This window comes from Caballeronia jiangsuensis (assembly GCF_046030135.1).
Lineage (GTDB): Bacteria > Pseudomonadota > Gammaproteobacteria > Burkholderiales > Burkholderiaceae > Caballeronia > Caballeronia jiangsuensis.
Map to the genome: position 1 here is coordinate 122705 of NZ_JAQQDB010000004.1, position 23519 is coordinate 146223.

Below are 23519 nucleotides of genomic sequence, written 5' to 3' on the forward strand. Positions count from 1 at the left end.
CCGTGCGTGGAATCATCGTCACCGCCGACGACTTCGGGCTGCACGAACGCGTGAACCATGCGGTCGCGCGCGCGCATCGCGAAGGCGTGCTCACGTGCGCGAGCCTGATGGTCGGCGCGAACGCCGCGCACCACGCCGTGAAGATCGCGCGTGATCTGCCGACGCTACGTGTCGGCCTGCACCTCGTATTGACCGATGGCGCCGCGACGCTGCCGCGTTGGTCGATCCCGGATCTCGTCGATGCCCGCGGCGCGTTCGAAGGCTCGATGTTCGAGAACGGCGTGCGTTTCTTCTTTTTGCAACGCGTGCGGCGGCAGCTCGCCATCGAGATCTACGCGCAGTTCAAGGCATTCGCCGCGACCGGCCTCGAACTCGATCACGTCAACGTGCACAAGCATTTTCATCTGCATCCGACGATCCTCGCGCTGATCCTCGAAATCGGGCCGCAGTTCGGCATGCGCGCGATGCGCCTGCCGCGCGAGATGCACGGCTCGCTCTTTCTCAGGCCGTGGGTCGCGCCGATGAAAAAGCGGCTCGACGATGCGGGCATCGCTCATAACGACTGGGTCGCGGGAATCGCCGCGTCGGGTCGCATGGACGAAGCCGCTTTGCTCGCGGCGCTCGCGAAGCCGCGCGAAGGCGTGCTCGAAATCTATAGTCATCCCGCGACGGAAGGCGCGCCCTTGACGCCATCGATGCACGACTATCGTCATGCGGATGAACTGGCCGCCTTGTGCTCGCCGCGCGTCGCGCGCGCCATCGAATCGACAGGCGCGATGCACGGCGGCTTCGCGGATGTGTTCGGGCACGCCCGCATGCCGGAGCCAACTACGTGACGACATGGCTCAAACGCATCGCGTGGCTGCGCTGGCCGGCGGCCATCGCATTGCTGATTGCGCTCGCGTTGCATGAAGGCATCGCGGATGCGTTCACGCTCATCGCGCATACGGGGCCGGTGCTCCTGTGGCTCGTGCCGCTGCACGCATTGCCGTTGCTGCTCGATGCGCGCGCGTGGCAGCTTCTGCTCGACAAGCGTATCGATCTGCTCGCGCTCTGGTGGATCGCAGTCGTGCGCGAAGCTGTCGGACGCCTGCTGCCGGTGCTCGGCATCGGCGGCGAGCTCGCGGGCATCCGGCTCGGCACGCGCTATCTGCCGGATGTGAGTCGCGTGAGCGCATCCGTGATCGTCGAGATGCTCGTGACGATCGCGGTGCAATATGCGCTCGCGATGCTCGGCCTCTTCCTGCTGCGCTTTCATGCGAACGACTCGGGCGGCGGCATCGGCAACGTGATCGGGGCGGGCCTGGTCGCATCGCTGCCGATCTGCGTGGCGGCGTTCGTCGTCGCGCACAAGGGCGCGCCATTTCATCGTCTCGAAGCGATGGCTCGGCGCTGGCTCGATCCCGCTCACGCGCTTGCCGCGAAGCTCGACGGCAAACGGCTCGACCATGACATCCGCGCGTTGTTGCATCGCACGCCGCTGCTCGCGCGCGCGTTCGCGTGGCAGTTCGCGGGATACGTGCTCGGCGCGATCGAAGTCTTTGCGGCGTTCGACATGCTCGGCCATCCGGTTTCCATCGCTGGCGCGATCGCGATCGAAACGCTCACGCAGGCCGTGCGCAACGCGGTATTCATCGCGCCCGCGGGACTCGGCGTGCAGGAAGCGACGATCGTCGCGATCGCGTCGGCGTTCGGCGTCGATCGACAGGCCGCGCTGTCCTTCGCGCTGCTGCGACGCGTGCGCGAGTTCGTGTGGGGCGGCATCGCGCTCGTGCTGCTGCGCGCCGCGGAACCGGAGCGCGAGCGCGCGGAGACATTCGCACGCGATCGCGGTTGAAGGTGAGAACTTTCGGGAGCACGATTTTTCTTGCGAAAGTTGCAATACGCAACTAAATTGAACGGATGTGGTTGCGCTTCGCAACCGATGGAGACGTCATGGATTTCATCGACACACCCGTTCAATCGCGCGACAAAACCATCCTCGAACTACGTGAGTTCTCGCGCAAGCTCGTGCGCGAACTGGGCTTCATGCGCAACACGCTCGCGGATAGCGGCCTCGCGCCGTCGGCGGTGCACGCGATCATCGAGATCGGCGCGACGCCCGGCATTCAGGCGCGCGACATCGCGCAGACTTTGCGGCTGGACAAGTCCAACGCGAGCCGGCAGATCGCGCGGCTCGAAGCGGCGGGACTCATCACGCGGCAGACATCGAGCGAGGATGCGCGCTCGTCCGAGCTTTATCTCACTACGTCAGGTCAGAAGCTGCGCAGAAAGATCGACAAGTTCGCCACCGATCAGGTTTCCGACGCGCTGCGCCGCATGGTGCCCGAAGATCAGCAGACGCTCGTGCGCTCGCTCGCGCTCTACGCCGATGCGCTCGCGCACGGTCACGACCACAAGACGCAGCACGCCGCGCATACGCACAGCGCGCGCATCGTCGAGGGATATCGGCCGGGCTGCATCGGCGACGTGGCGAGCCTGCACGCGCGCTTCTACGCGCATCATGCGGGCTTCGGCGTGTTCTTCGAGCGCAGGGTCGCCACCGAACTGGCCGCGTTCGCCGAGAGCCTGCCCGCGTCAGACAAGGCGTTGTGGCTCGTCATGGACGGCGAGCGCACGCTCGGCTCGATTGCGATCGACGGCGACGCCGCGACGCGCGTCGCGCATCTGCGCTGGTTCATCATCGACGATGCATTGCGTGGCAGCGGCATGGGAAGGCAATTGATGGCGCGCGCGATGGAATTCGTCGATGCGCATTACGACGAGACGTACCTCTGGACCTTCAAGAGTCTCGATGCCGCGCGCCACTTGTACGAATCCTTCGGTTTCATATTGACCGATGAAGCCGAAGGCACGCAATGGGGCACCTCGGTGACCGAGCAGCGCTTCACGCGCCGCCCGGTTCGATGATTCATCGACGCAAGGCGCGCGACGTCGGCCCGAGCCGTTGCGCGAAACGCCGCGCACATTCGATGCCGAACGGGCTCGGACGCGCGCCGCGATCGTGCAGGACATCGAAGCCCATGCGCCATGCCGCGATGCGTTTGCCGTAACAGGTGAGCGTTTCCAGGGACTGCATCACGAAGACGATTTCCGGCAGCGTTTCCGCATACAGCGATTCGGCGTCGTGCTCGCGCCCGTCGGCGAACGCCTGATGAATCGCGACCTGACGATCGTACGCATCCGGCGCGACGATGAGGCCGTCACAACCCGCGCGCAGATTGTCGATGAGTTCCTGACCGCCGCGTCCGTTGAACACCGCGAGCGTCTGTTCGAGCGCGCGCAGACGTTCGATGGTCGCGCGGATCGTCACGGCCGGGCCTTCGCCTTTGAGCAAGCGAAAGTTGGGCTGCTCGGCAGCGAGCGCGGCGATCGATTCCGCGGACAGACCGACGCCGAGATATTCCGGCGCGTTCTGAATGCCCGCGTTCGCGCCGGTCCGTTCGAGCACCGACGCGAAGAAATCGTAGTAGAAGGCTTCGGGCTCGCCGCGCATCGATGGCGGCTGAAGGATGAGCCACGACGCGCCGCGTTCGAGCGCGTAGTCAGCGAGCGCGACTTGCGACTCGATGCTGTCGCCGGTGATCGTGACCGCGAGCGGCACGCGGCCCGCGATATGCGCGGCGCAGTCGTCGATCATCGTGCGCTTTTCGGCATCGGACAGGCGATTCACTTCAGTTGCAAGACCGAGCGTGACGATGGCGGGCGCGCCCGCCGCGATGGTCGCATCGATCTGTCTGCGCGTGGCGTCGCTGTCGAGCCGGTTCAGCGTGTCGAAGTAGGCGTAGAGCACCGGCCACATGCCGGATGGCGGCGTTTGATGATCGGACATCGACGCCTCCGCTCAGTGCGAGTCGCGCGGCACGGGCGCGCCGCTGGAACCGACGAGGAAATCGAGGTCAGCGCCCTGATCCGCCTGCAACACATGCTCCACATATAGGCGGTAATAGCCGCGCTTCGGCAACTCGGGCGCTTGCCACGCGGCGCGGCGCTTCGCCAGTTCTTCGTCGGAGACTTCGAGATTGAGACGGCGCGCCTCGACATCGAGTTCGATCATGTCGCCTGTCTGCACGAGCGCGAGCGGACCGCCCGCCGCCGCTTCCGGCGACACGTGCAGCACGACCGCGCCGTATGCCGTGCCGCTCATGCGGCCATCTGAAATGCGGACCATGTCGGTAATGCCTTTTTGCAGCACCTTCTTCGGCAGCGGCATGTTGCCGACTTCCGCGAATCCCGGATAACCCTTCGGTCCCGCGCCCTTCAACACCATGATGCAGTGCTCGTCGATATCGAGCGAATCGTCGTCGACTTTCGCATGCAACTCCTCGACGTTCTCGAACACGACCGCGCGCCCGCGATGCTTCAGCAAGGATTGCGTCGCCGCCGATGGCTTGATCACCGCGCCGTTCGGCGCGAGATTGCCCTTCAGCACCGCGATGCCCGCATGCGGCTTGAACGGCTGCTCGAAGCGGGTGATGACCTTCTCGTCGTAGTTCGGCGCGTCGCTCACGTTGTCCCACAGCGTGCGGCCGTTCACCGTGAGCGCGTCGCGATGCAGCAAGCCTTGCTCGCCGAGCTGACGCAGCACCGCGGGCAAACCGCCCGCGTAATAGAAGTCTTCCATCAGGTACTCGCCCGATGGTTGCAGGTTCACGAGGCACGGCACGTCGGAGCCGAGCTCCCAGTCTTCGAGCTTCAGTTCCACGCCGATACGCTTCGCCAGCGCGATCAGATGCACGACCGCATTCGTCGATCCGCCGATGGCCGCGTTCGTGCGGATAGCGTTCTCGAAGGCGTCGCGCGTGAGGATCTTGTCCATCGTGAGATCGTCTTTGACCATGTCCACGATGCGCCGTCCCGCCATATGCGCGAGCACCTGACGGCGCGCATCGACGGCGGGAATCGCGGCGTTGTGCGGCAGGCCGATGCCGAGCGATTCGACCATCGACGCCATCGTGGACGCGGTGCCCATCGTCATGCAATGGCCGCGCGAGCGGTTCATGCACGACTCGGCTTCGACGAACTCTGCCTGCGTCATCTTGCCCGCGCGCACTTCCTCCGACATCTGCCATACGCCCGTGCCCGAGCCGATCGTGCCGCCGCGAAAGCGCCCATTCAGCATCGGTCCGCCCGATACCGCGAGCGCGGGCAGATTGCACGACGCCGCGCCCATCAGCAAGGCGGGCGTGGTCTTGTCGCAGCCGACGAGCAGAATGACGCCATCGATAGGATTGCCGCGAATCGACTCTTCGACATCCATCGACGCGAGATTGCGGAACAGCATGGCCGTGGGCCGCAGATTCGATTCGCCGAGCGACATCACCGGGAATTCGAGCGGCAGGCCGCCCGACTCACGCACGCCGCGCTTCACGTACTCGGCGAGTTCGCGGAAATGCGCGTTGCAGGGCGTGAGCTCCGACCATGTATTGCAGATGCCGATGACCGGCCGGCCGTCGAACTGATCATGAGGAATGCCCTGATTTTTCATCCACGAGCGGTGGATGAAGGCGTCTTTATCGTTGCCGCCGAACCAGCTTTGCGAGCGTAGCTTGCGCATGGACGTCCCCTTTTATCGCGCGTTCTTCATAGTGTGGGATCCAGTGAAAAAAGGCCGCATGGGCGGCCTTTTCGAAACCCGGATACGTCGAGTTATACACCTCGCATCGCATCCGGCGCGCGATTTCACGATCAGTCGAGCATTTCCTTCGATCTGTCGCGCATGCACGCCACGGCGATCACGGAGAACACGCCGCAGCCGATCACATACCACGCGGGCGCCATTACGCTCTTCGTGATGACGATCAGCGACGTCACGAAAAACTGCGCAAAACCGCCGAAGATCGCGACGCCCAGACTGTAGACGATCGCCGCGCCCGTCGCCCGTACCGAACGCGGGAACAGTTCGCCGAGCATCGCGCCGGTCGGGCCGACGTTGAGCGAATGCACGATCGAGAGCGCCGTGACGACCGCGAGCAGCGTGCCTGCCGTCGGCGACTTGTTCAGGAGCGCGAAGGCCGGCCAGATCGCGAGCATGAGCAGGATGCGCGTCGTCTGCGCGAGCTTGTTGCGGCCGATGCGATCCGACAGATAGCCGCCGATCGGCGCGACGATAAAGAGAATCGCGCCCGATACGCAGCCGGAGAGCATCGCCGTCCAGCCCGGCAGGCCGAGCGTCTTCACGCCGTAGATCGACAGATAGAACACGATGATGAAGTGCGCCGACGTGCCGCCGATTGTGAGACCGAGACCGTTGAGCACCGCGCGGCCATGCTCGCGAAGCACGGTAACGAGCGGCAGCTTCGGCGCTTTCGGCGCGGCTTCGATGCTTTCGCGCGGCGCTTCTTCCATCGTACGGCGCAGCCACCAGCCGACCGGCACGATCGCGGTGCCGATGATGAACGGCACGCGCCAGCCCCAGCTTTCGAGTTCCGAGGTCGTGAGCGTCGCCGTCAGCGCGACGCCGGTCAACGCGCCCGCGAGCGCCGAGAGTCCCTGACTCGCGAACTGCCACGAAGCGTAGAAGCCGCGACGATTCGACGGCGCCTGTTCGAGCAGAAGCGTCGTCGATGCACCCACTTCACCGCCCGCCGAAAAGCCTTGAATCAGCCGCGCGATCACGAGGATGACCGGCGCGGCGATACCGACCTGCGCGAACGTCGGCGCGGCCGCGATCATCGCGGTGCCGAGCGCCATCAGGCCGAGCGTGAGCAGCATCGCCTTCTTCCGGCCGGCGCGGTCGGCGTACATGCCGATCACGAGGCCGCCCACGGGCCGCGTGAAGAACCCGACGCCGAAGCTCGCCACCGCGAGCAGCAACTGGCCAACGGGATCGTGCACCGGAAAGAACAGCTTGCCGATGACGAGCGCGAAGAACGCATAGACCGTGAAGTCGTAGAACTCGAGCGCGTTGCCGACGGCAGCCGCCATCACGAGCCGCGTGCGCGCTGCGCGGCTGGTCTGCGTCGATGCATTCGCCGGCGCGCTGGCGATCGTGGGTGCGTTCATGATGTGCTCCGAAGGGATCAGTCGGCGAGCCAGGCTTCGGCCAGGCGCACCCAGTAGCTCGCACCGACTGCGAGGATGTCGTCGTTGAAATCGTAGGCCGGGTTGTGGACCATGCAGCCGCCCTTCGAGCCGACACCGTTGCCGATCCACGCATACGTGCCCGGACAGGCTTCGAGCATGAACGCGAAATCCTCGCTGCCCATGAGCGGCCGCGCGGTCGGATCGATGCGTTGCGCGCCGAGCATTTTCGTCGCGACATCGGTGGCGAAGGCGGTCGGCCCTTCGTGATTCACGAGCACCGGATAACCGAGTTCGTAATCGATCTCCGCCGTGCAGCCGAATGCCAGCGCCTGCGCGTTCACGAGCGCCGTGATGCGTTCCTGAAGCTGCTTGCGCACGCCCGCGTCGAGCGCGCGCACCGAGAGCTTCATCAGCGCGGTCTCGGGAATCACGTTGCACGCCTCGCCCGCCTGCACGCTGCCGACGGTGACGACGGCGGGCTTTTGCGCATCCACTTCGCGCGCGACGATGCTGTTCAGGCCCAGCATGATCGACGCGACGGCGGGCATCGGATCGCACGCGACATGCGGCATCGCGCCATGACCGCCGACGCCGCGCACCGTGATGTTCACGCGGTCCGACGAGGCCATGCCGGGGCCCGGCGTGAAGAACATGTCGCCCGCGGGCAGGCCGGGCATGTTGTGCAGGCCGAACACGGCATCGCATGGAAACTTTTCGAAGAGGCCGTCTTCGATCATCGCGCGCGCGCCGGCCTCGCCTTCCTCGGCGGGCTGGAAGATCACGATCAGCGTGCCCGAGAACTGGCGGCTTTCGGCGAGATAGCGCGCGGCGCACAGAAGCATCGCGGTGTGGCCGTCGTGGCCGCACGCGTGCATCGTGCGCGCGTGCTTGCTGGCGTACGGCAGGCCGGTCGCTTCCTCGATCGGCAATGCATCCATGTCCGCGCGCAGGCCGATACGCTTGCCGCCCGTGCCCTCCTTCAATACGCCGACGACGCCCGTCTTGCCGAGCCCGCGATGCACTTCGTAGCCCCATTGAGCGAGCAATCCGGCGACGAGATCACTCGTTTGCGTTTCTTCATACGCGAGTTCCGGATGCGCATGAATGCGACGGCGCACATCGACGAATTCCGATGCGATGGCGGCAATGCCGGGGATGACGGGCTCGACTGACAACATGTAGACACTCCTTGCTCGATGCGTGATCAACGTGACCCAAGCATATAAAGCCGAAAAGCAAACCAAAAGACGGTAAATTTATTGCGTGACTACCATTAGTCGTCGGTGCTAACCCTTAGGTGTCGCTCATGAGCATGAAGATTCATCAGATACGCGCGTTTCTGACGACCGCCGAGCAAGGCAGCATCCGCGCGGCCGCACGCAGCCTGCATCTGTCGCAGGCTGCGCTAACGAAGGCGATCAAGGAACTCGAGCAGGATCTCGGCGTGCCGCTGGTTCTACGCACGGCGCGCGGCGTGCAATTGACCGCGTTCGGCCAGCAATTGCGCGTGCGCGCGCATCTGATCGTGAGCGAAATGCGCCGCGCCGAAGAAGACATCACGCAGATGAAAAGCGCGGGTTCGGGAAGCGTAAGCGCGGCGATCACGCCGATGGCCGCGCTATCGATACTGCCGCAGGCGTATCGCGCGTTCCGGCGACAGATGCCGAACGCGCGCGTGAGTTTTATCGAAGGCTTTCCGGGTGTCGCGATGCCGCGTTTGCGCGACGGCACGCTCGACTTCGTCGTCGCGGTGGTCGTGCCCGAGCATCTCGCGCCGGAGTTCGATCACATCGAACTGTATGAGAGCCGCTCGGCTATCGTCGGGCGCGCGGATCATCCGTTGCGGCACTGCACGTCGCTGGCGGAGCTATCGGATGCGGAGTGGCTGCTGAACCCGTCGCCGGAAAGCTCGACGCAGGCGCTGCTTCACTCGTATGCCGAGCGTGGTCTGACGGTGCCGAACCGCGTGATCGAATGCCCGAGCTTCATCATCGCGCATGGCTTGTTGCGCGGGTCGGATGTATTGGCCGCGCTGCCTGCCGCGTTGCTCGAACATTCGTGGGTCAGCGAAGGGCTCGCCATTTTTCCGATCGCGGATCCGTTGCCCGCGGTGTCGGTGAGAGTCGTGACGCGGCGAGATAGTCCGTTGACGCCCGCAGCGACGGTGTTGCTGGAATGCCTGCAACACGCGGCGCGTTCGAAATGACATGCGCCGAACATCTTATAGGGATTTAGTTCGGATTCCCTAGAATTTCAGTCTGAGCATGAAGCCGAGCGTGAACGGAAGATCGCTCGAAGGAATCGGCGGAATCAGGATGATGTTCGCGCCCACGCGCTTGTATTCGAGCATGATGAGCGGCGCGGCCACCGGTCCGACCGTATGGTTGTGCCCGATACCATAACTGCCGTAGTCGTAGCCGGATATGAGGCCGGCCATCACGGCGAGCCTGATGTAGTTCCAGTGAAGAAAGTCCGGGCCCCAGACGCCGCCGCCATAGAACGACGGCTTCGACAGCGAGTTGCGAAAGTATCCGCCCGTCACCGCCCATTGCGGCGCGACCCAGCATTCCGCGCCGATGCCGGGATTGAACTGCTCGAAGTCCTTGTCCGGGTGAAAGTGATGCGATGCGACCATCGCATCGAGCCAGAGACCGTCGCCACACCAGCTCGCGTGCGCGGCAGGCGCCCAGGCCAACGCGGCGATGGCGGCAACGGTCAACAAGTGCGCGCGGAAGGTTCGGAAACGGGACAGCCATGTGCGCATGGGTTCTCCGCCATCGCGCGTCTACGATGGCGCCTTTTTTTGAGATGGAGGTCGAGGCGAACTCTACCTGATCGCGCGATTTTCGTGTGTGCTGACGAAAAGCGCGTGACGGCTTGCGCAAGTTTTTGCAATCTCGGCGAAACTTGTCGAAGTTTTTTTCGTATTCGAGGCAAAGCCCGATGAACGTCTATAAGCGTCTCGTTCCTTTTTTGGCGGCGGTTGCATTGACGGCGTGCACGCCGCTGCAAGTCGTCACGCATCATGTGTCGTCGAGCGAATCGAGCGTGCCGCCGGGGCGTTATCAACTCGATCCGCATCACTGGAACGTGAGCTTCGACGTCGATCATTTTCACTACTCGCGCTTCGTCATCCGATTCGACAAGACGACGGCGCAACTGGACTGGAATGCGGACGGAATGTCCGGAAGCTCGGTGCGAGCGACTATCGACGCGTCGAGCGTCAACACCAACGTGCCGCTGCTCGATCGCATGGTGAAAGGGCCCGACATGTTCGATGTCGAGCGTTATCCGAGCATCGTGTTCGTCAGCACGGCTTTTCAGCGCACGGGCGACGACAAAGGCGTATTGACCGGCGATCTGACGATACGCGGCACGACGAAGCCGGTGACGCTGAACGTGACCTTCAACGGCCACGCGGTCAATCCGCTGACGAAGCAGGAAACGTTGGGCTTTTCCGCCGACGGACATTTCAGCCGCGCGCAGTTCGGATTGACGACGTGGTATCCGGCCGTCGGCGACGATGTGCACGTCGCCATTCAGGCCGAGTTTTCGAAAGCGCCGGCTGATTCGGCTCAATGACGTGCGGCGTTCAGGCCGCGGTCCAGTCGAGCACGACCTTGCCGCTGTTTCCGGACAGCATCGTTTCGAACGCCTGCTGATAGTCGTCGACGGGAAAAGTGTGCGTGAGGATCGGCGATAGATCGAGGCCGCTTTGCAGCATCGCGACCATCTTGTACCAGGTCTCGAACATCTCCCGTCCGTAAATGCCTTTGATTTCGAGGCCCTTGAAGATCACCTGAGTCCAGTCGATCGCCGTCTGCGCGGGCGGAATGCCGAGCAGCGCGATCTTGCCGCCGTGATTCATCGATTCGAGCATCGCCGTGAACGCGCTCGGCACGCCGGACATTTCCAGACCTACGTCGAAGCCCTCGGTCATCCCGAGTTCACTCATTACATCGCGCAGGTCTTCGTTCGCCACGTTGACCGCGCGCGTCGCGCCCATCTTGCGGGCGAGTTCGAGGCGATAGTCGTTGACGTCGGTGATGACGACATTGCGCGCGCCGACATGCCGCGCGATCGCGGCGGCCATCACGCCGATCGGTCCTGCGCCGGTGATCAGCACATCCTCGCCGACGAGATTGAACGAAAGGGCCGTGTGCGTCGCATTGCCGAACGGATCGAAGATAGCGGCGAGGTCGTCGGAGATATCGGGCGGAATCTTGAACGCGTTGAACGCCGGAATTACGAGAAATTCCGCAAAGGCGCCTTCGCGGTCCACACCGACGCCGACCGTGTTGCGGCACAGATGACGACGGCCCGCGCGACAGTTACGACAGAAGCCGCACGTAATATGGCCTTCACCGGACACGCGATCGCCGATTGCGAACCCGCGCACTTCCTGACCCATCTCGACGATCTCGCCGACGTATTCGTGCCCGACATGCATCGGCACGGGAATCGTCTTCTGTGCCCAGTCGTCCCATTTCCAGATGTGGATGTCGGTGCCGCAAATCGCTGTCTTGCGGATACGGATGAGAACGTCGTTGTGGCCAACTTCAGGCCGCTTCACGCGTGTCAAGGTAAGGCCGGGGGCACGTTCGAGTTTGGCGAGGGCTTTCATTGCGTTGATCCTGACGTTTGGTCTTCGTGGTGCTGCTTCGACGGTCGCGGGCTCGTGGTCCGGTCCCTGGGTTTATGCGCATAAAGTCGGCGGCGCTGCTCAGCGGATCACGCCAAGCGACCGGCCGACGCGCGCAAATGCATCGACTGCGCGATCGATCTGTTCCGGCGTATGCGCCGCGCTCATCTGTGTGCGGATACGTGCGCGTCCCTTAGGCACGACGGGGTAGGAGAAGCCGATCACATAGACGCCTTCTTCGAGCAATGCATCCGCCATCTTCGAAGCGAGTTGCGCGTCGCCGAGCATGACCGGAATGATCGGATGTTCACCGGGGACGAGATCGAAGCCTAGCGAGGACATCGCGCTGCGGAAGTGCGCGCCGTTTTCGCGGACACGCCTGCGCAGGGTCGCGCCTTCTTCGCTGTCGAGCAGTTCGAGCACCTTCAGCGATGCCGCCGCGATACTCGGCGCCAAAGTGTTCGAGAACAGATACGGACGACTGCGCTGACGCAGCAAATCGATCACTTCCTTATGCGCGGCGACATAACCGCCCGATGCGCCGCCGAGCGCCTTGCCGAGCGTCCCGGTGATGATGTCCACGCGATCCAGTACGCCGCAATGCTCCGGCGTTCCGCGTCCGTTTTCGCCGATGAAGCCCACGGCGTGCGAATCGTCGACCATCACGAGCGCGCCGTAACGGTCGGCGAGATCGCAGATGCCGGCAAGATTCGCGATGATGCCGTCCATCGAGAAGACGCCATCGGTCGCGATCAGTTTGAAGCGCGCGCCGGCGGCGTCGGCTTCCTGAAGGCGCGCTTCGAGATCGGCGAGATCGTTGTTTTTGTAGCGCAGACGCCGTGCCTTCGAGAGCCGCACGCCGTCGATGATGCTGGCGTGATTCAGCTCGTCGCTGATGATCGCGTCTTCCTCGGTCAACAGCGTCTCGAAGAGGCCGCCGTTCGCGTCGAAGCAGCTCGAATAGAGAATTGAGTCGTCGGTGCCGAGAAACCGGGCGATGGACTGCTCGAGTTCCTTGTGTACGGTCTGCGTGCCGCAAATAAACCGCACGGACGCCATGCCGAAGCCGTCGGCGTCGAGACCGGCCTTCGCGGCTTCGACGAGACGGCGATCGTCCGCAAGACCGAGATAATTGTTCGCGCAGAAGTTCAGCACACCGCTTCCGTTCGCGAGCCGGATAGCCGATGACTGCGGGCTCGCGATGACGCGCTCCGTTTTGTAGAAGCCCGCAGCGCGGATTTCGTCGAGCGTCGAACGCAGATGGGAGAGATACCGGTCTTTCATCGCAATCCTTGTTTTGGGCTGATCGTGTGTTCGGCCGCGCGGCGCCCGCAAGCGGCCCATAGCCCTGTTATAGTGCATTCATCGCATCGGACATGTTCGATATTTCGAACACATTTCCGATATGCCGAACACTTTAAGGGATTGATCGATTCATGGCAAGCACGGGTTCAGAAGGCAAAGCGAGCGATCTCGCGGGAGCGGGCGCAACGCCGCCGCGCGTCGGCGAGATCATTCAACGCCTGCGCAGTGAACGGAAACTGACGCTGGACGATCTATCGCGGGCGGCAGGTGTATCGAAGTCGATGCTTTCGGAAATCGAACGCGACAAGGCGAATCCGACGATCGCGGTCGCGTGGCGATTGACCAACGCGCTTGGCATCAGCCTGGATCAATTGTTCGCGCAACAGAGGCCCGTTGAAGCGATCCGGGTCGCGGGGCCGCATGAAATACCGACGTTGAGCGGCGATAACGGTGGCTATCAACTGCGGGTGTGGGGACCGATAGAACTCGCCGGCAAGTTCGAATGGTACGAACTCACGCTGCAATCGGGCGCTGCGCTCACATCGAATGCGCACGAACCGGGAACGCGCGAGCATCTCACGGTGCTGAACGGATCGATCGAAGTGGATGCATCGGGGGCGACGCGGCGACTCAAGGCGGGAGAAACGGCACGTTACGCAGCGGACGAAACGCACGCGATCCGCAATGTAGGACGCGCCGACGCCAAGGCGCTGCTGGTGGTGATTCACGGATGACACGGGGCCACCAAGGCGACTTTATGCGCACAAAGTCTCGCCGCCCGAAATGAAAAGCGGGACGCACGTCGAGTGCGTCCCGCTTTAAGCAACGCCGCCGTCGCGGCGCTCAACGCCTGGCTTACGGCTTCTTCACTGCGTCCTTCAGATCTTCCCGCGCATCGCCCACGCCCTTCTGGACCTTGCCCGCAGCCTGTTGCAGATCGCCCTTGGCTTCCTGAGCCTTGTCGCCGGTCACTTTCCCGACGCCCTCGTTGATCTTGCCCTTCACCTGCTTGCCGACGCCTTCGACTTGATCCTTATTCATGTCAGTTCTCCCGTGGTTTGCAGCGCTGTTGGCCGCGCAGTGCCGTCGAACGTACGCAGTAGTGCCTGCGCGTTCCGCTCAGGGGATTTCCTAAGCATGGTTCTACGATGCGCTTCGTTGGCCGGCACGCATAGCAGTGGATGTCTGAAACGCACGTAGGCGGAATCGCACATACACCCGGGTCGAGTAGCGCGACGCTAGTTTCATTGCAACAAGTACTGTATGTTTATACAGTACAATAAGACCAGTTGGCGAAGGGGGTGAATCATGGAGTCGAATGGCGAGAATCTCAGCAGGAGGCAGTTTGCCCGCGCTGTGCGTGATCTGGAGCAGATCACGCGGCAGATAGCGGGGCGTTACATCGACAAAGGCGTGCCGCTGACCTGGCGGCTGTTGCATGCAATCGAGGCCGAGGCTGTGGCGGACCTCGGATTTGCCGGGCGGCACGAAGCCGCATTGCGCGAACTGTTCGCGCGTCCCGACGACTTCCATTTTCCCGAAACCGACGACGTAGTCGACGTCGCATCGTCCGATGCCTTGCCCGCCGTTTTCGGCTTCGCCGTGGACGCCTACGAGCGCGCGGCCCGACAGCGACAACCGCAGGCCGTCATCGCCGCGCACTGACGCGCACCCGCCCGGCACGCGGCGAGAACCGCGTGCCTTGGTTCATCTCTTCCGGCATCGAATAGCTTCAGGGCGCAAAGTCCGCCGACATATCCGCATCGGAACGCGCTTCGAGCCTGCCATCCCGACACGCGGCGCGAAACACCTCGTAATCCTTCTCCACCTGATCCGCGTACGCGCGGCCGTACCGCACGAGCACGTCCGCCATACGGTCGCCGTTGCCGAGATAGCCCGAAATGTCCAACGCGCGTCCGCCCGATTTCGCGTGCGCGCGGGCAAGCGCCCAGCCGCACAGTGCGGCGTATTCGCGAAAGGCATCGTCGCTGAAGGTGTCGAGTTCGGGGGATATCTTCATGTCGCGCAACTGACGGATGTACAGCGTACGTCCGAGAGGCCCCGTCGCCCAGCCGAGAAACGGATCCGTGGCCGCCTGCATCAGTCGTTGCCCGTGCACGACGCGCTGACCGTCGTGGCCGGAATCGTCGGCGTCTCTCGCACGGTTCGCGTATCTCGCGACTACCGATGTCGATGCTTCCTTCATCTGCAGGAAAAGCGGTTTGTCGTGGTGATCGGTGAGCAATAAAACGAGGCAACGCGTGCCGACACTGCCCACGCCCACCACCTTGAACGCGACGTCCTGCAACGTGAATTGCGATAGCAGCCTCGCGCGCTCCGGGGTCAGCGTGGCCACATACTTCAGAATGAGCGCCCCGAAAATCTCCTGTGGGCTGCCTTTCAGCGTCATCCAGCCATCGTTTTTGTCGATCAGCGTGCTCTGGCCGCGAATGTGGAACACGGCGGGCGGCGCATCGCGGATACGCCACGTGTCGCCGGTTCGCTCGGCGAGTTTCGGCAGCATCGTCTCGTGCGTACGGCGCGAAGCCCGTTCGATGCCGCGCTTGATGCGCCGCCGCGCGTCTTCGTTCTGCACGGCGTCGTACATGCGATCGAACGTGATGCGCTCGTACCAGAGATCGAGCACGCTCATTTCGGCGTATTCGCGCAGATGCGTCTGATAGCTGCGCGCGGCGAGAAACGCGAACTCGTCGGCGGCGAGATCGTCGTGGCCGAAATGGCGGCCGGCGATCGTGAAGCTCGCGACGAGTCGTTTCAAATCCCACTCCCAGGGGCCGAGCGCGGTTTCGTCGAAGTCATTGAGATCGAAGATGAGCGCGCGCTCGGGCGTTGCGAAGCCGCCGAAGTTGGACAAATGACAGTCGCCGCAAATCTGTATCGCGATGCCGCTGTCAGGCGTGGTGGCCAGATCATGCGCCTGAAGAATGGCGCTCCCGCGATAGAAAGTGAACGGCGAAACCAGCATGCGGCCGTAGCGCAAGGGAATCAGCGCATCGACGCGACCTTTGCTGCTCATCCGCAATAGTTCGATGGGATCGCGATCGACATCGCCAATCGCATCGTGCGCGCCGCGCGGCGTGCGCTCACGCGCGGCGCGTCCCAACGCGCGGCGTTCCTGCCAGGATTGCCGGGCCATCGCTCACTCCTTTTGCTCTTGTGCTTGCGGGTCGAAGGAAGCCGTATGGACGACAGTAGAGGACAAAACGCATCCGCGGCAAGACAGTGATTGACACTTCGGCGAACACCTCCGCTTGACGTTCGGCGCTCGAAGCCCGACCCTGTGCGCAGTGCAACACAGCGCGCACTGCGCCTTCTGACACCATGCCGAACACTTCCGATCTCTTCGACCAACAGCGCGCCGACTGGCAGGCCGATCCGCACGCCGCATTCGATGCATGGCTCGCCCAACAGTCGTTCCGGGCATCGTCGGCCGACGTGTATCGCGCGCAGTGGGGCAACTTTCTCGAATGGCTGGCCGCGAAGCGCGCGACGCTGCATACGGTGCAACGTCCCGTCATCGAGCAGTTCGTCGCGCAACTGGACATTCGACGTCCACAGCGGATGCGCTACCTAAGGCTGATCGAACGCGTGCTGGATCACGTGCGGGAAGTGGAATCGGCGGCAACGAACCCGGCGCGATTCATCGCCCAGGACGGCGACGCGGCATGGCGCAAGGCTCGCGACAACGAGCCGACCGGATTTCTGACTCACGACGAGCGCGCGCTGCTCGTCGCGCATCTGTTTTCGCCGATGGGCGCGTTGCCAGGCGCGCAGCGCTGGCGCGAGCGGCGCGATCGGGCGCTGGTCGCCGTATTTCTGGGCGGAGGCGTGAAAACGGGCGAAGCGGCGCAGTTGACCGTCGACTGCTACGCGGCGGGCGCGCCGTACATCACCGTCGATGCGGCGAACCCGCTGCTGATCCGGCAAGCGCGGCTCGCGCCGTTCGCCATCGAATTGCTGGACAACTGGATCAGCGAGCGCAAGACGGCGGATCTCGCGGGTGAGTTGCTGTTCCCCGCAGCGCCGTCGGGCCGCTCCATGCACAAGGCGACGATGCTGCGCGCGATCGACGCAGTCGTGGCCGCGTCCGGCATCGCTGCGTCACGCGTCGCGCGGGCGAGTCCGCAGACGTTGCGCAACACCTACGCCGCGGAACACTTCGAGGACGGAACGGACCCCGATCGCGTCGGGCAATGGCTCGGATTTCAGCAGACGATCTCCGTTCATCGCCTGCTTCGCGCGTGGCAGGAATGGATGGGTGAGCAAATACGGGAGCGGGATATCGCTCAGGCGCGCGCCAGCGGCACGCCGGACGGAGGTTCGCAGGGACTCGCCGCCGATCCCGAAAACTCTCACCTTTGATCCGTTGCGCCGACACGCGCTAATCGGAGGAAACCGTCGATGGCAGCGAGCTTGGATGACGCCGCGCCCGACGTCCGCTCGCAGTTTGGGCAGGAAAGTTCGTACTCGTCTTCGTGCCGCTGAAGTTCCGGCTCGCCGGCCTCGCATGCGGGACAGGCGGTCGGCGCAACGATATGCCCATCCATTTGCGTTCCAAGCGCGGCGATTTCGGCGCCACTCAGGCGGCCGTCGACTACCAGCGATGCGATCAGCGCACCGACTTCCGCGCTGGCCCCAGACTGGACGCGCTGCGCATCGCGCTCGAGAACGAGTGCATCGATTTCGTCGGACTGTGCCCGCACTTGAGATTCGAGTCGATCGGCGCGACTCCTCGCGGCGCTAAGTTGTTGAATAAAATCGAATTCTTTCTGGCTCGCCTCGCGGGCGCCTGCCTGATAGGTCGCTGCCATGCCACGCAAAGAGTCGAGCTCGACCAGCATTGGATGAACGCGTCGCTCGGCTTCCTTGATCGCGTCCTTGATCTGCTGAGCGTAGTGCTCCGTATTGTGGCGCAGCTCGTCCTGCAGTTCGTCGATACGATCGCGAAGCCGCGCAGCAGACTCCTGCTCGTTCTGCAGGCGTTCCGACAAGGTCTCATTTTCCTTTTCGCAACGCGCGATGACTTCGCGAAATCCCGCCTGAGCGCCCGATCCCTGATTGCGCAGCGCCTTCAGGTCGGCTTCCAGCGCGGCGATCTGCGCAGCGCTTGCTTCGGCTCGCGCCTCGGCACGCTGATGGGCCTGCTCGATCGCTTCGCGGCGCACGTTGGCATCGCGAACTTGCGCCTGCGCGGCTTGCACGGCGGCGTCGAGACGGGCCTTGTCGTCGTCGAGAGCGGAAAGTGCAAGTTTCTGGGCCTCGTCGTAGAGCGCCGCCAGCAGCTCACCCGCGCGTTGCTGCAACGACTCCGGCATCGCGCCGGCATCGATGCGCACGCGTAGCGCCGAGCGCAGGCTGTCCCAGAAAGCTTCGATATCTTTAGGGATGTCGCTCGCGCTACCCGTTTGAGTGAGTTCGCGGACCGTCATCACCGACGGACGGATGCCGAGGTCGAAAAAAAGTCGCTTGCACGCGTGTTGAGAAAGATCCTGGCGGCGGGCGCCTGCGGTTCGCATCGCTTCGATTTCTTGACGCAGACTGTCGCGAGTGTATTGATTCATGGCGGAGAAAGAGGCAGCTCAACGTGACGATCATAACGTTTTACGTGTCGAACGTGATCGATTTCGTTGATTGACGTGCAGCCGCGCTTCAGAATGACGACTTTCTGCGTTCAGATGGATTCGGCCTACATGCGGCGAGGCCTATCGTGAAACATCCTGAGCTTATCTGTGCAAGCGCATGATTTGCCAACAATTTTAGCTCGTATATCGCTTTCTGTCGTTGTTTCACGCGATTTCGGTTTGGTTGCTCTATTCGCGGAGACTCAGTAACGCTTGAGAGTATTAGAAGTAAACACCCTTGAACCCTTGTTAACCCAGTTAACGCCAAGGCAAAGCCTTACGGGATAAGGCTTTGCCGGTGGTCAGGTGAGATTGTACGGGAACTATGGTGAAGCTCTTCGGGAGGGATCGGTGGCGGACTTCGGGATTCTCGGTGAGTGGTCGCGGGAAGGATCGTGAGCGGATTCAGGGAAGCGCGTAAACCCGCAGGTGAGCGGATACGGGAGAAAACTTCCATGGCAGCATTGATGTTCGGTATCTCTCTCGCGATGAATCGATGTGGAAAGGTGAGGATTCTCGGGAGCATGCGAAAGACAGTGTTCGCCCATCAGATTGGGTCTTTTTTACCGATCGGTGAGCGTTTGCGGGGAACAAGCGGGGATGAAGGTGAGTATTTTCGGGCGCCTACGTGACTTTGGCCCGGAATCTCTGCGCATTGTGGCTCCAAGGTGAGAGTTTGCGGGAGTGAAAAGCCGGACTATGGGCCGGGCTGACCTTCAGGACTGCACGTCGAAGACAAGATTCGTCGATGTTTGTCACTGAGGTGAGCGTTTTCAGGAGCTGACGGAAGGTTCTTTCGTGGTTTCCTTATGGAGGTGCCGCAGTTCGACGGTGAGGAGATGCGGGAAGAGTTTTGGGGACGATGGGTCAGAAGCGATAACCTCTACGACGTTTCGATGCTAAAAATCACTTGAAATCAATGATATAGCTGAACGTCAGCGTACATGCTTCGAGATAAGGTGAGCAAATTCGGGAGAAGCGAACATTGGTGCGGCGTGTGACGACGCTTCGAATGGTGAGAGTTTGCGGGAGTGTGCCTGCTCCTAATTACGTGAATAAAGCGAGATAAGTGCCTGGAATGGTGTGTCTTTTTCAGAGGCCACGCGCAAAGGTGAGCATTTTCAGGAGCGGCGGCGCTTTCCTTCAGGTGACGCGGTACAGTACTGAAACCCGTCAAGGTGAGGTTTTTCGGGAGCTATTTCGTTGGGACGCGCCTTGGATCAAGGTCCGAAATGCCGTACGGGGCTGAAAAAGGGTGTGCAAAGGTGAGGATTTCCGGGACTTTCCTCCGTCTCCAACCAAAAGTGAGTGCTCGCGTCGCAAGATGTGCACCGCGAGGGTCACAATGTCGAGCGAAAGCGCAGTCGACGGCGGTGCTGTCTCCGGCGCACCACAGTCAACAACACGCAAAAATTTTTCAGGTGAGGGCTTTCGGGACCCTGATTTGTCCGTTCCGAAGACGCACCAGGATCGCCGCAATTCGTTTACCCGCGTGGAATCTGCAGGTATGAGAAGAATCCGATTGGTGAGCGGTGAGGGTTTACGGGAGCGCACCGCAGTGAGTCGAATCGCTCGGTCGACCATCACCCCGTTAAGGTGAAGACTCCCCTATAGACGTGGTTCACCCCGGTCGGTATCCTTGCTCGCAATATCGATTCTGACCATTTCATGGCCACCAAGCGCGCAAAGAAAACCGACGTAGTCAGCCCGAGTTCGGCGGAATTGCGCAAGGCGGTCGAGGCCATTGCGATTCAACCGAAGAGCGGCAAGATCACGCTGCTCACGAGAAAGCTCTTCAACGTGCTCCTCGCGGTTGCTCAGCAAGCCGACGACGCCGGTGATACGTATCGCGCGCTGCTATCCGATATTGTCGCGAACTCTGCGTTCGATTCGAACGATACTGCACTCGTCAAAGAGCATTTGCGTCGCATGGTGTCGGTGCAGGTCGAGTGGAGTACTGGCACATCGAGTCAGAAGCCCGGTCGGAAATGGGGAATTTCTACGCTGATCGCCGACGCCGAAATTCTCGAGGATCCAACGACACGCCGCGTGTGGGTCGAATTCTCGTTCGCGCCCAAGATCAAGAAGAAGCTGCTGGACCCCGTTCAATATGCGCGGCTGAGCCTGCAATTCCAAAGCCAGTTGCGTAGCAGCGCTGGCCTCGCGCTCTACGAGATCTGCGTTCGCTATCTGACCAATCCCAGTCATCTGACGATGCGCGAAACGTGGGAGTGGTGGCGGCCGATTCTTTCCGGCACCCCTGACACCGAAGCCGGCGACGAAGCCAAGCGCGAGTACAAATACTTCAAGCGCGATTATCTTCGCCCCGCGATCGCCGAAGTGAATGCGGTGACGAACATCTTCGTCGAGCTGGTTGAACATCGTGAAGGACGGCGAGTCGCTGAAATTCAGTTCCGCGTGACCGAACGCAAGCAGCCGATGCTCGCGCTCGACGAACATCCGAATGTTTTCGACAGCACGCTCGTGGATCGGATGGTGAAGATCGGCATTCCGCTGAAGGATGCGCAGACGCTCTACGCGGACAGCGAGGAAAACCGTATCCGCGCCGCCTTGCAGATGACGGAGCAGCGGATGCGCAGCACGACCTTGCCGCCGGTTCGCAGCGCGGCCGCACTTTTCAAAGACGCGCTCAAGAAGGGTTACGCGCCGCCGGTCGAGGCGCTGCCTCCGGCAACGAGCGGTACGGCGACGCGCACCCCAGCGACCGTTTCCGGCGCCGACGATCTCAAAGCCCGATTGCTGAGCGAATTTTCCGCTTACCGTCGCAAGGAAGCGCGAGTGCTGTACGACGAGCAAGGTGAGGAAGAACGGGAGATCGCGCGCCAGTCGTTCGAGGAAGATGTGCTGCCGGGCCTGGGCACGCACATGCGCGACGATTGGCGCAAGCGCGGACTGGATTCGAAGCTCGCCGAGACGTCCTTTTTCGACTGGCTGGCCCGAAGGACATGGGGTGAGCCGACGGATGGCGACTTGCTGGCATTTACGCTGAGTCAGTCGCGCTGATCTCGTCGCATGAGGGCTGCTGCCACCGGCGCGGTCAGAGGACGGACCCCGAAAACAGAAAAGGCCGCTAGAGAATCATCTCCGCGGCCATCGTTACATCACTTCTCGGCGTCGACCGGTTGAAGCATGAGTTCGATCTGATGCAGGAGCGCGTCCCGCTTCTCCCGCGATAAACCCCGCAAACGCAGTTCGAGACGATCTTCTCCGTATGACTTCAGATCGCCGACCGCAATGCCATCCAGCTTGATCTCGAGACGTTGCGCATAGCGCTGACGGCTCGGCGTCTTCGGTGTTTCCTGAGCGCTCGCGCGACCCTTGACGATGTCGGCGACCTGACGCGTACTCAGGTCGTCCGAGGTGATCTTGTTGATAAGCCGCAGCGTGGCGTCGCTGCCGCGGGCCGTGTGATAGCGGGCGATCTGATAGGCCATGTTCGAGCCGAATCGATCCGGTCGCGCGACCATCTCGTGCATGACGTTTTCCGGAAGCTTCGCGATGGACAACGCCACGGCGATCGTCGACTCGTCGAGACCCAGGTGATCCGCGAGTTCGCGCTGGCTTTGGAAGTGCTGTTCGTCGAGGAAGCGCCGCCAGACGATCGCGTTGTCGAACACGGTCTGCGAGTCGCGCTGGACGTTCAGGTCATAACCCAGCTTGTAGCTCTGAATGCCGATCGGCAGATCGACGACCACCGCCTTGACCGTATCCTTATTCGCCTCTTTCAGCGCTCGCACGCGCCGACCGCCATCGCTGACGAAAAACGTTCCCGGACTTTCATAGTCGGGAATGACGTGAATCGCCTGCTGCTGTCCCTGCTTCGCGAGGTTGACGGCCAACTCCGCGATGGAAGTCTTGAGATAGAAATGGCGCGGGTTGAACGGGCTGGGCTTGATCGACTTGAGCGGCAACTCGATCACTTGGCCGCTCGTATAACGGTTGGCGCGCCTCCAGGCGCGATATTCGTCGGATTCCGGCCCGGTATTGACGTCGGCGGGATCGTCGGCGACGAAGGCGCTCGATCGACCATTCGCCGCAGCCTGCCCTGCGTGCTGAATGTCGACGATGCCATCGATCGCATTGAGACGATCGAGCGCGGTGCGCTTCTCGCTGCTTGTCGAATCGGGGCGAGCCTTGAAGCCCTTCGCAAACTGGGATGGTTTCATACAGGGTCCTTTATGCGCATAAAGTCAGGCGAGCATGCCAAGGATCTCGTCCGCCACGGCGCGGATTTCTGCCGCTGCCAGGCGCGACCCGCGATCGCTCATTTGAAGGACGGTCACTCCGAGCGCCATCGCCTGCTTGTAGCACTCGCGTGTGGGGATCTGGGTTTTGAGCAATGGGAAGCCGAGCTCTTCGAGCGCGACTTTGAGTTCGCGTGTGAGCATGCGCTTCTCCTCCGTCTTGTTGAGGAGGAAGACAGCGCGTAGGTCTTCGTTCATGACCTGTGCTTGTTGTACGAGCTTGACGAGACCGACGCTCGACCAGTAGTCCGCCGGCGACGAAGAAGTCGGAATCACCGCGACGCTCGCCGCCAGCAGCACGACACCGGACACCTTCTCGGTAATCGACGGTGGGCAATCCACCACGATGATGTCGTAGTCGTTGACGAACTTCTTGATCTCGCGGTGGATCTGCCCTCCCGCTTCAGACAGATTGACCACCGGAAACGGGATGCCGCTCGACCCATCCGATGCGGCGCTCGACCAATGTATCAAGGTGTTCTGACCATCCGCGTCGACCACCAGCACACGCTTCTTCTTTTCGTGAAAGGCCGCACCGAGGTGCATCGCAATCGTGCTTTTGCCGACACCGCCCTTCTGCTGCGTGATCGCTATGATTTCCGCCGCCACGTTTTGCTCCGAATTTTGAAGTTCGTTGAA

General features: G+C 62.3%; 21 protein-coding genes. 9 read left to right on the plus strand and 12 right to left on the minus strand.

Translation table 11 applies throughout. From position 1 onward, the window contains the following. Nucleotides 1–2 precede the first annotated feature (2 nt). The 3 genes from hpnK (at nt 3) to PQR08_RS05805 (ending at nt 2910) form a co-directional block, all read left to right on the plus strand. A complete protein-coding gene (gene hpnK, locus PQR08_RS05795) occupies nt 3–836 on the plus strand; it encodes a hopanoid biosynthesis-associated protein HpnK (RefSeq protein WP_250485208.1) in 834 nt (277 codons plus the stop codon). Then, nucleotides 833–1837, plus strand: a complete 1005-nt coding sequence (locus tag PQR08_RS05800; RefSeq protein ID WP_250485210.1) for a lysylphosphatidylglycerol synthase domain-containing protein — start codon at nt 833–835, stop codon at nt 1835–1837. Before hpnK ends, PQR08_RS05800 begins: the two co-directional genes overlap by 4 nt. Nucleotides 1838–1935: 98 nt before the next feature. Continuing rightward, entirely contained in the window at nt 1936–2910 is a 975-nt protein-coding gene (locus PQR08_RS05805; RefSeq protein ID WP_250485211.1) for a bifunctional helix-turn-helix transcriptional regulator/GNAT family N-acetyltransferase, read from the plus strand. Nucleotide 2911: 1 nt separating this feature from the next. On the opposite strand, the gene PQR08_RS05810 is transcribed toward PQR08_RS05805, so the two are convergent. The 4 genes from PQR08_RS05810 to PQR08_RS05825 all read right to left on the minus strand — a co-directional run bounded on the left by PQR08_RS05810 (nt 2912) and on the right by PQR08_RS05825 (nt 8204). After that, nucleotides 2912–3832, minus strand: coding sequence for a dihydrodipicolinate synthase family protein (locus PQR08_RS05810; RefSeq protein WP_250485212.1), 921 nt, complete (start codon nt 3830–3832; stop codon nt 2912–2914). A 12-nt stretch (nt 3833–3844) separates the two neighbouring features. Continuing rightward, nucleotides 3845–5557, minus strand: coding sequence for an IlvD/Edd family dehydratase (locus tag PQR08_RS05815; protein WP_250485213.1), 1713 nt, complete (start codon nt 5555–5557; stop codon nt 3845–3847). A gap of 131 nt (nt 5558–5688) precedes the next feature. Then, on the minus strand, nt 5689–7005 hold the full coding sequence (locus tag PQR08_RS05820; RefSeq protein WP_238214486.1) for an MFS transporter: 1317 nt from the start codon (nt 7003–7005) through the stop codon (nt 5689–5691). A gap of 17 nt (nt 7006–7022) precedes the next feature. After that, entirely contained in the window at nt 7023–8204 is a 1182-nt protein-coding gene (locus PQR08_RS05825) for a M20 aminoacylase family protein (RefSeq protein ID WP_250485214.1), read from the minus strand. A 134-nt stretch (nt 8205–8338) separates the two neighbouring features. Here PQR08_RS05825 and PQR08_RS05830 point away from each other — a divergent pair, with 134 nt between their 5' ends. Next, nucleotides 8339–9232 carry a LysR substrate-binding domain-containing protein gene (locus PQR08_RS05830; protein WP_250485268.1) on the plus strand — a complete coding sequence of 298 codons (894 nt, stop codon included), beginning with the start codon at nt 8339–8341 and terminating at the stop codon, nt 9230–9232. A 39-nt stretch (nt 9233–9271) separates the two neighbouring features. Here PQR08_RS05830 and PQR08_RS05835 read toward each other — a convergent pair whose 3' ends face one another. Further along, entirely contained in the window at nt 9272–9790 is a 519-nt protein-coding gene (locus tag PQR08_RS05835; RefSeq protein ID WP_187605413.1) for a hypothetical protein, read from the minus strand. A 179-nt stretch (nt 9791–9969) separates the two neighbouring features. Between PQR08_RS05835 and PQR08_RS05840 the strand changes: the two genes are divergently transcribed. Beyond that, nucleotides 9970–10608 carry a YceI family protein gene (locus PQR08_RS05840; protein WP_250485215.1) on the plus strand — a complete coding sequence of 213 codons (639 nt, stop codon included), beginning with the start codon at nt 9970–9972 and terminating at the stop codon, nt 10606–10608. 10 nt (nt 10609–10618) lie between these two features. Here the strand turns inward: PQR08_RS05840 and tdh are convergent, their stop codons facing one another. Both tdh and PQR08_RS05850 read right to left on the minus strand, forming a co-directional pair. Beyond that, nucleotides 10619–11650, minus strand: coding sequence for an L-threonine 3-dehydrogenase (gene tdh, locus PQR08_RS05845; protein WP_250485216.1), 1032 nt, complete (start codon nt 11648–11650; stop codon nt 10619–10621). 99 nt (nt 11651–11749) lie between these two features. Then, the gene (locus PQR08_RS05850) at nt 11750–12952 is read right to left on the minus strand and encodes a glycine C-acetyltransferase (RefSeq protein WP_250485217.1); all 1203 of its coding nucleotides are present in this window, start codon (nt 12950–12952) and stop codon (nt 11750–11752) included. Between the two features lie 152 nt (nt 12953–13104). Here PQR08_RS05850 and PQR08_RS05855 point away from each other — a divergent pair, with 152 nt between their 5' ends. Next, a complete protein-coding gene (locus PQR08_RS05855) occupies nt 13105–13707 on the plus strand; it encodes a helix-turn-helix domain-containing protein (RefSeq protein WP_250485218.1) in 603 nt (200 codons plus the stop codon). Nucleotides 13708–13828: 121 nt separating this feature from the next. Here PQR08_RS05855 and PQR08_RS05860 read toward each other — a convergent pair whose 3' ends face one another. Continuing rightward, complete coding sequence (locus tag PQR08_RS05860; RefSeq protein ID WP_035502761.1) at nt 13829–14014, minus strand: CsbD family protein; 186 nt, start codon at nt 14012–14014, stop codon at nt 13829–13831. Between the two features lie 267 nt (nt 14015–14281). Here PQR08_RS05860 and PQR08_RS05865 point away from each other — a divergent pair, with 267 nt between their 5' ends. Further along, nucleotides 14282–14638 carry a DUF2471 family protein gene (locus PQR08_RS05865; protein WP_035502759.1) on the plus strand — a complete coding sequence of 119 codons (357 nt, stop codon included), beginning with the start codon at nt 14282–14284 and terminating at the stop codon, nt 14636–14638. 67 nt (nt 14639–14705) lie between these two features. Here PQR08_RS05865 and PQR08_RS05870 read toward each other — a convergent pair whose 3' ends face one another. Then, nucleotides 14706–16130, minus strand: a complete 1425-nt coding sequence (locus PQR08_RS05870; protein ID WP_250485219.1) for a DUF2252 domain-containing protein — start codon at nt 16128–16130, stop codon at nt 14706–14708. Nucleotides 16131–16315: 185 nt separating this feature from the next. Between PQR08_RS05870 and PQR08_RS05875 the strand changes: the two genes are divergently transcribed. After that, nucleotides 16316–17356: a tyrosine-type recombinase/integrase gene (locus tag PQR08_RS05875; RefSeq protein ID WP_250485220.1), complete on the plus strand. Its 1041-nt coding sequence runs from the start codon at nt 16316–16318 to the stop codon at nt 17354–17356. Here PQR08_RS05875 and PQR08_RS05880 read toward each other — a convergent pair. Next, nucleotides 17347–18555: a DNA-binding protein gene (locus PQR08_RS05880; RefSeq protein ID WP_250485221.1), complete on the minus strand. Its 1209-nt coding sequence runs from the start codon at nt 18553–18555 to the stop codon at nt 17347–17349. The two genes, PQR08_RS05875 and PQR08_RS05880, sit on opposite strands and share 10 nt — an antisense overlap. A gap of 1728 nt (nt 18556–20283) precedes the next feature. Here PQR08_RS05880 and PQR08_RS05885 point away from each other — a divergent pair. After that, on the plus strand, nt 20284–21639 hold the full coding sequence (locus tag PQR08_RS05885; protein WP_035502741.1) for a replication initiation protein: 1356 nt from the start codon (nt 20284–20286) through the stop codon (nt 21637–21639). A 98-nt stretch (nt 21640–21737) separates the two neighbouring features. Here PQR08_RS05885 and PQR08_RS05890 read toward each other — a convergent pair whose 3' ends face one another. Then, nucleotides 21738–22802, minus strand: a complete 1065-nt coding sequence (locus PQR08_RS05890) for a ParB/RepB/Spo0J family partition protein (protein WP_250485222.1) — start codon at nt 22800–22802, stop codon at nt 21738–21740. A gap of 24 nt (nt 22803–22826) precedes the next feature. Further along, nucleotides 22827–23489, minus strand: coding sequence for a ParA family partition ATPase (gene parA, locus PQR08_RS05895; RefSeq protein WP_035502737.1), 663 nt, complete (start codon nt 23487–23489; stop codon nt 22827–22829). Between the last annotated feature and the right edge of the window lie 30 nt (nt 23490–23519).

Bases quoted from the DNA above. Each gene is read 5' to 3' on its own strand.
- PQR08_RS05805 (WP_250485211.1), top strand. From the start codon at position 1,936: ATGGATTTCATCGACACACCCGTTCAATCGCGCGACAAAACCATCCTC.
- PQR08_RS05810 (WP_250485212.1), bottom strand. From the start codon at position 3,832: ATGTCCGATCATCAAACGCCGCCATCCGGCATGTGGCCGGTGCTCTAC.
- PQR08_RS05815 (WP_250485213.1), bottom strand. From the start codon at position 5,557: ATGCGCAAGCTACGCTCGCAAAGCTGGTTCGGCGGCAACGATAAAGAC.
- PQR08_RS05820 (WP_238214486.1), bottom strand. From the start codon at position 7,005: ATGAACGCACCCACGATCGCCAGCGCGCCGGCGAATGCATCGACGCAG.
- PQR08_RS05825 (WP_250485214.1), bottom strand. From the start codon at position 8,204: ATGTTGTCAGTCGAGCCCGTCATCCCCGGCATTGCCGCCATCGCATCG.
- PQR08_RS05830 (WP_250485268.1), top strand. From the start codon at position 8,339: ATGAAGATTCATCAGATACGCGCGTTTCTGACGACCGCCGAGCAAGGC.
- PQR08_RS05835 (WP_187605413.1), bottom strand. From the start codon at position 9,790: ATGCGCACATGGCTGTCCCGTTTCCGAACCTTCCGCGCGCACTTGTTG.
- PQR08_RS05840 (WP_250485215.1), top strand. From the start codon at position 9,970: ATGAACGTCTATAAGCGTCTCGTTCCTTTTTTGGCGGCGGTTGCATTG.
- tdh (WP_250485216.1), bottom strand. From the start codon at position 11,650: ATGAAAGCCCTCGCCAAACTCGAACGTGCCCCCGGCCTTACCTTGACA.
- PQR08_RS05850 (WP_250485217.1), bottom strand. From the start codon at position 12,952: ATGAAAGACCGGTATCTCTCCCATCTGCGTTCGACGCTCGACGAAATC.
- PQR08_RS05855 (WP_250485218.1), top strand. From the start codon at position 13,105: ATGGCAAGCACGGGTTCAGAAGGCAAAGCGAGCGATCTCGCGGGAGCG.
- PQR08_RS05860 (WP_035502761.1), bottom strand. From the start codon at position 14,014: ATGAATAAGGATCAAGTCGAAGGCGTCGGCAAGCAGGTGAAGGGCAAG.
- PQR08_RS05865 (WP_035502759.1), top strand. From the start codon at position 14,282: ATGGAGTCGAATGGCGAGAATCTCAGCAGGAGGCAGTTTGCCCGCGCT.
- PQR08_RS05870 (WP_250485219.1), bottom strand. From the start codon at position 16,130: ATGGCCCGGCAATCCTGGCAGGAACGCCGCGCGTTGGGACGCGCCGCG.
- PQR08_RS05875 (WP_250485220.1), top strand. From the start codon at position 16,316: ATGCCGAACACTTCCGATCTCTTCGACCAACAGCGCGCCGACTGGCAG.
- PQR08_RS05880 (WP_250485221.1), bottom strand. From the start codon at position 18,555: ATGAATCAATACACTCGCGACAGTCTGCGTCAAGAAATCGAAGCGATG.
- PQR08_RS05885 (WP_035502741.1), top strand. From the start codon at position 20,284: ATGGCCACCAAGCGCGCAAAGAAAACCGACGTAGTCAGCCCGAGTTCG.
- PQR08_RS05890 (WP_250485222.1), bottom strand. From the start codon at position 22,802: ATGAAACCATCCCAGTTTGCGAAGGGCTTCAAGGCTCGCCCCGATTCG.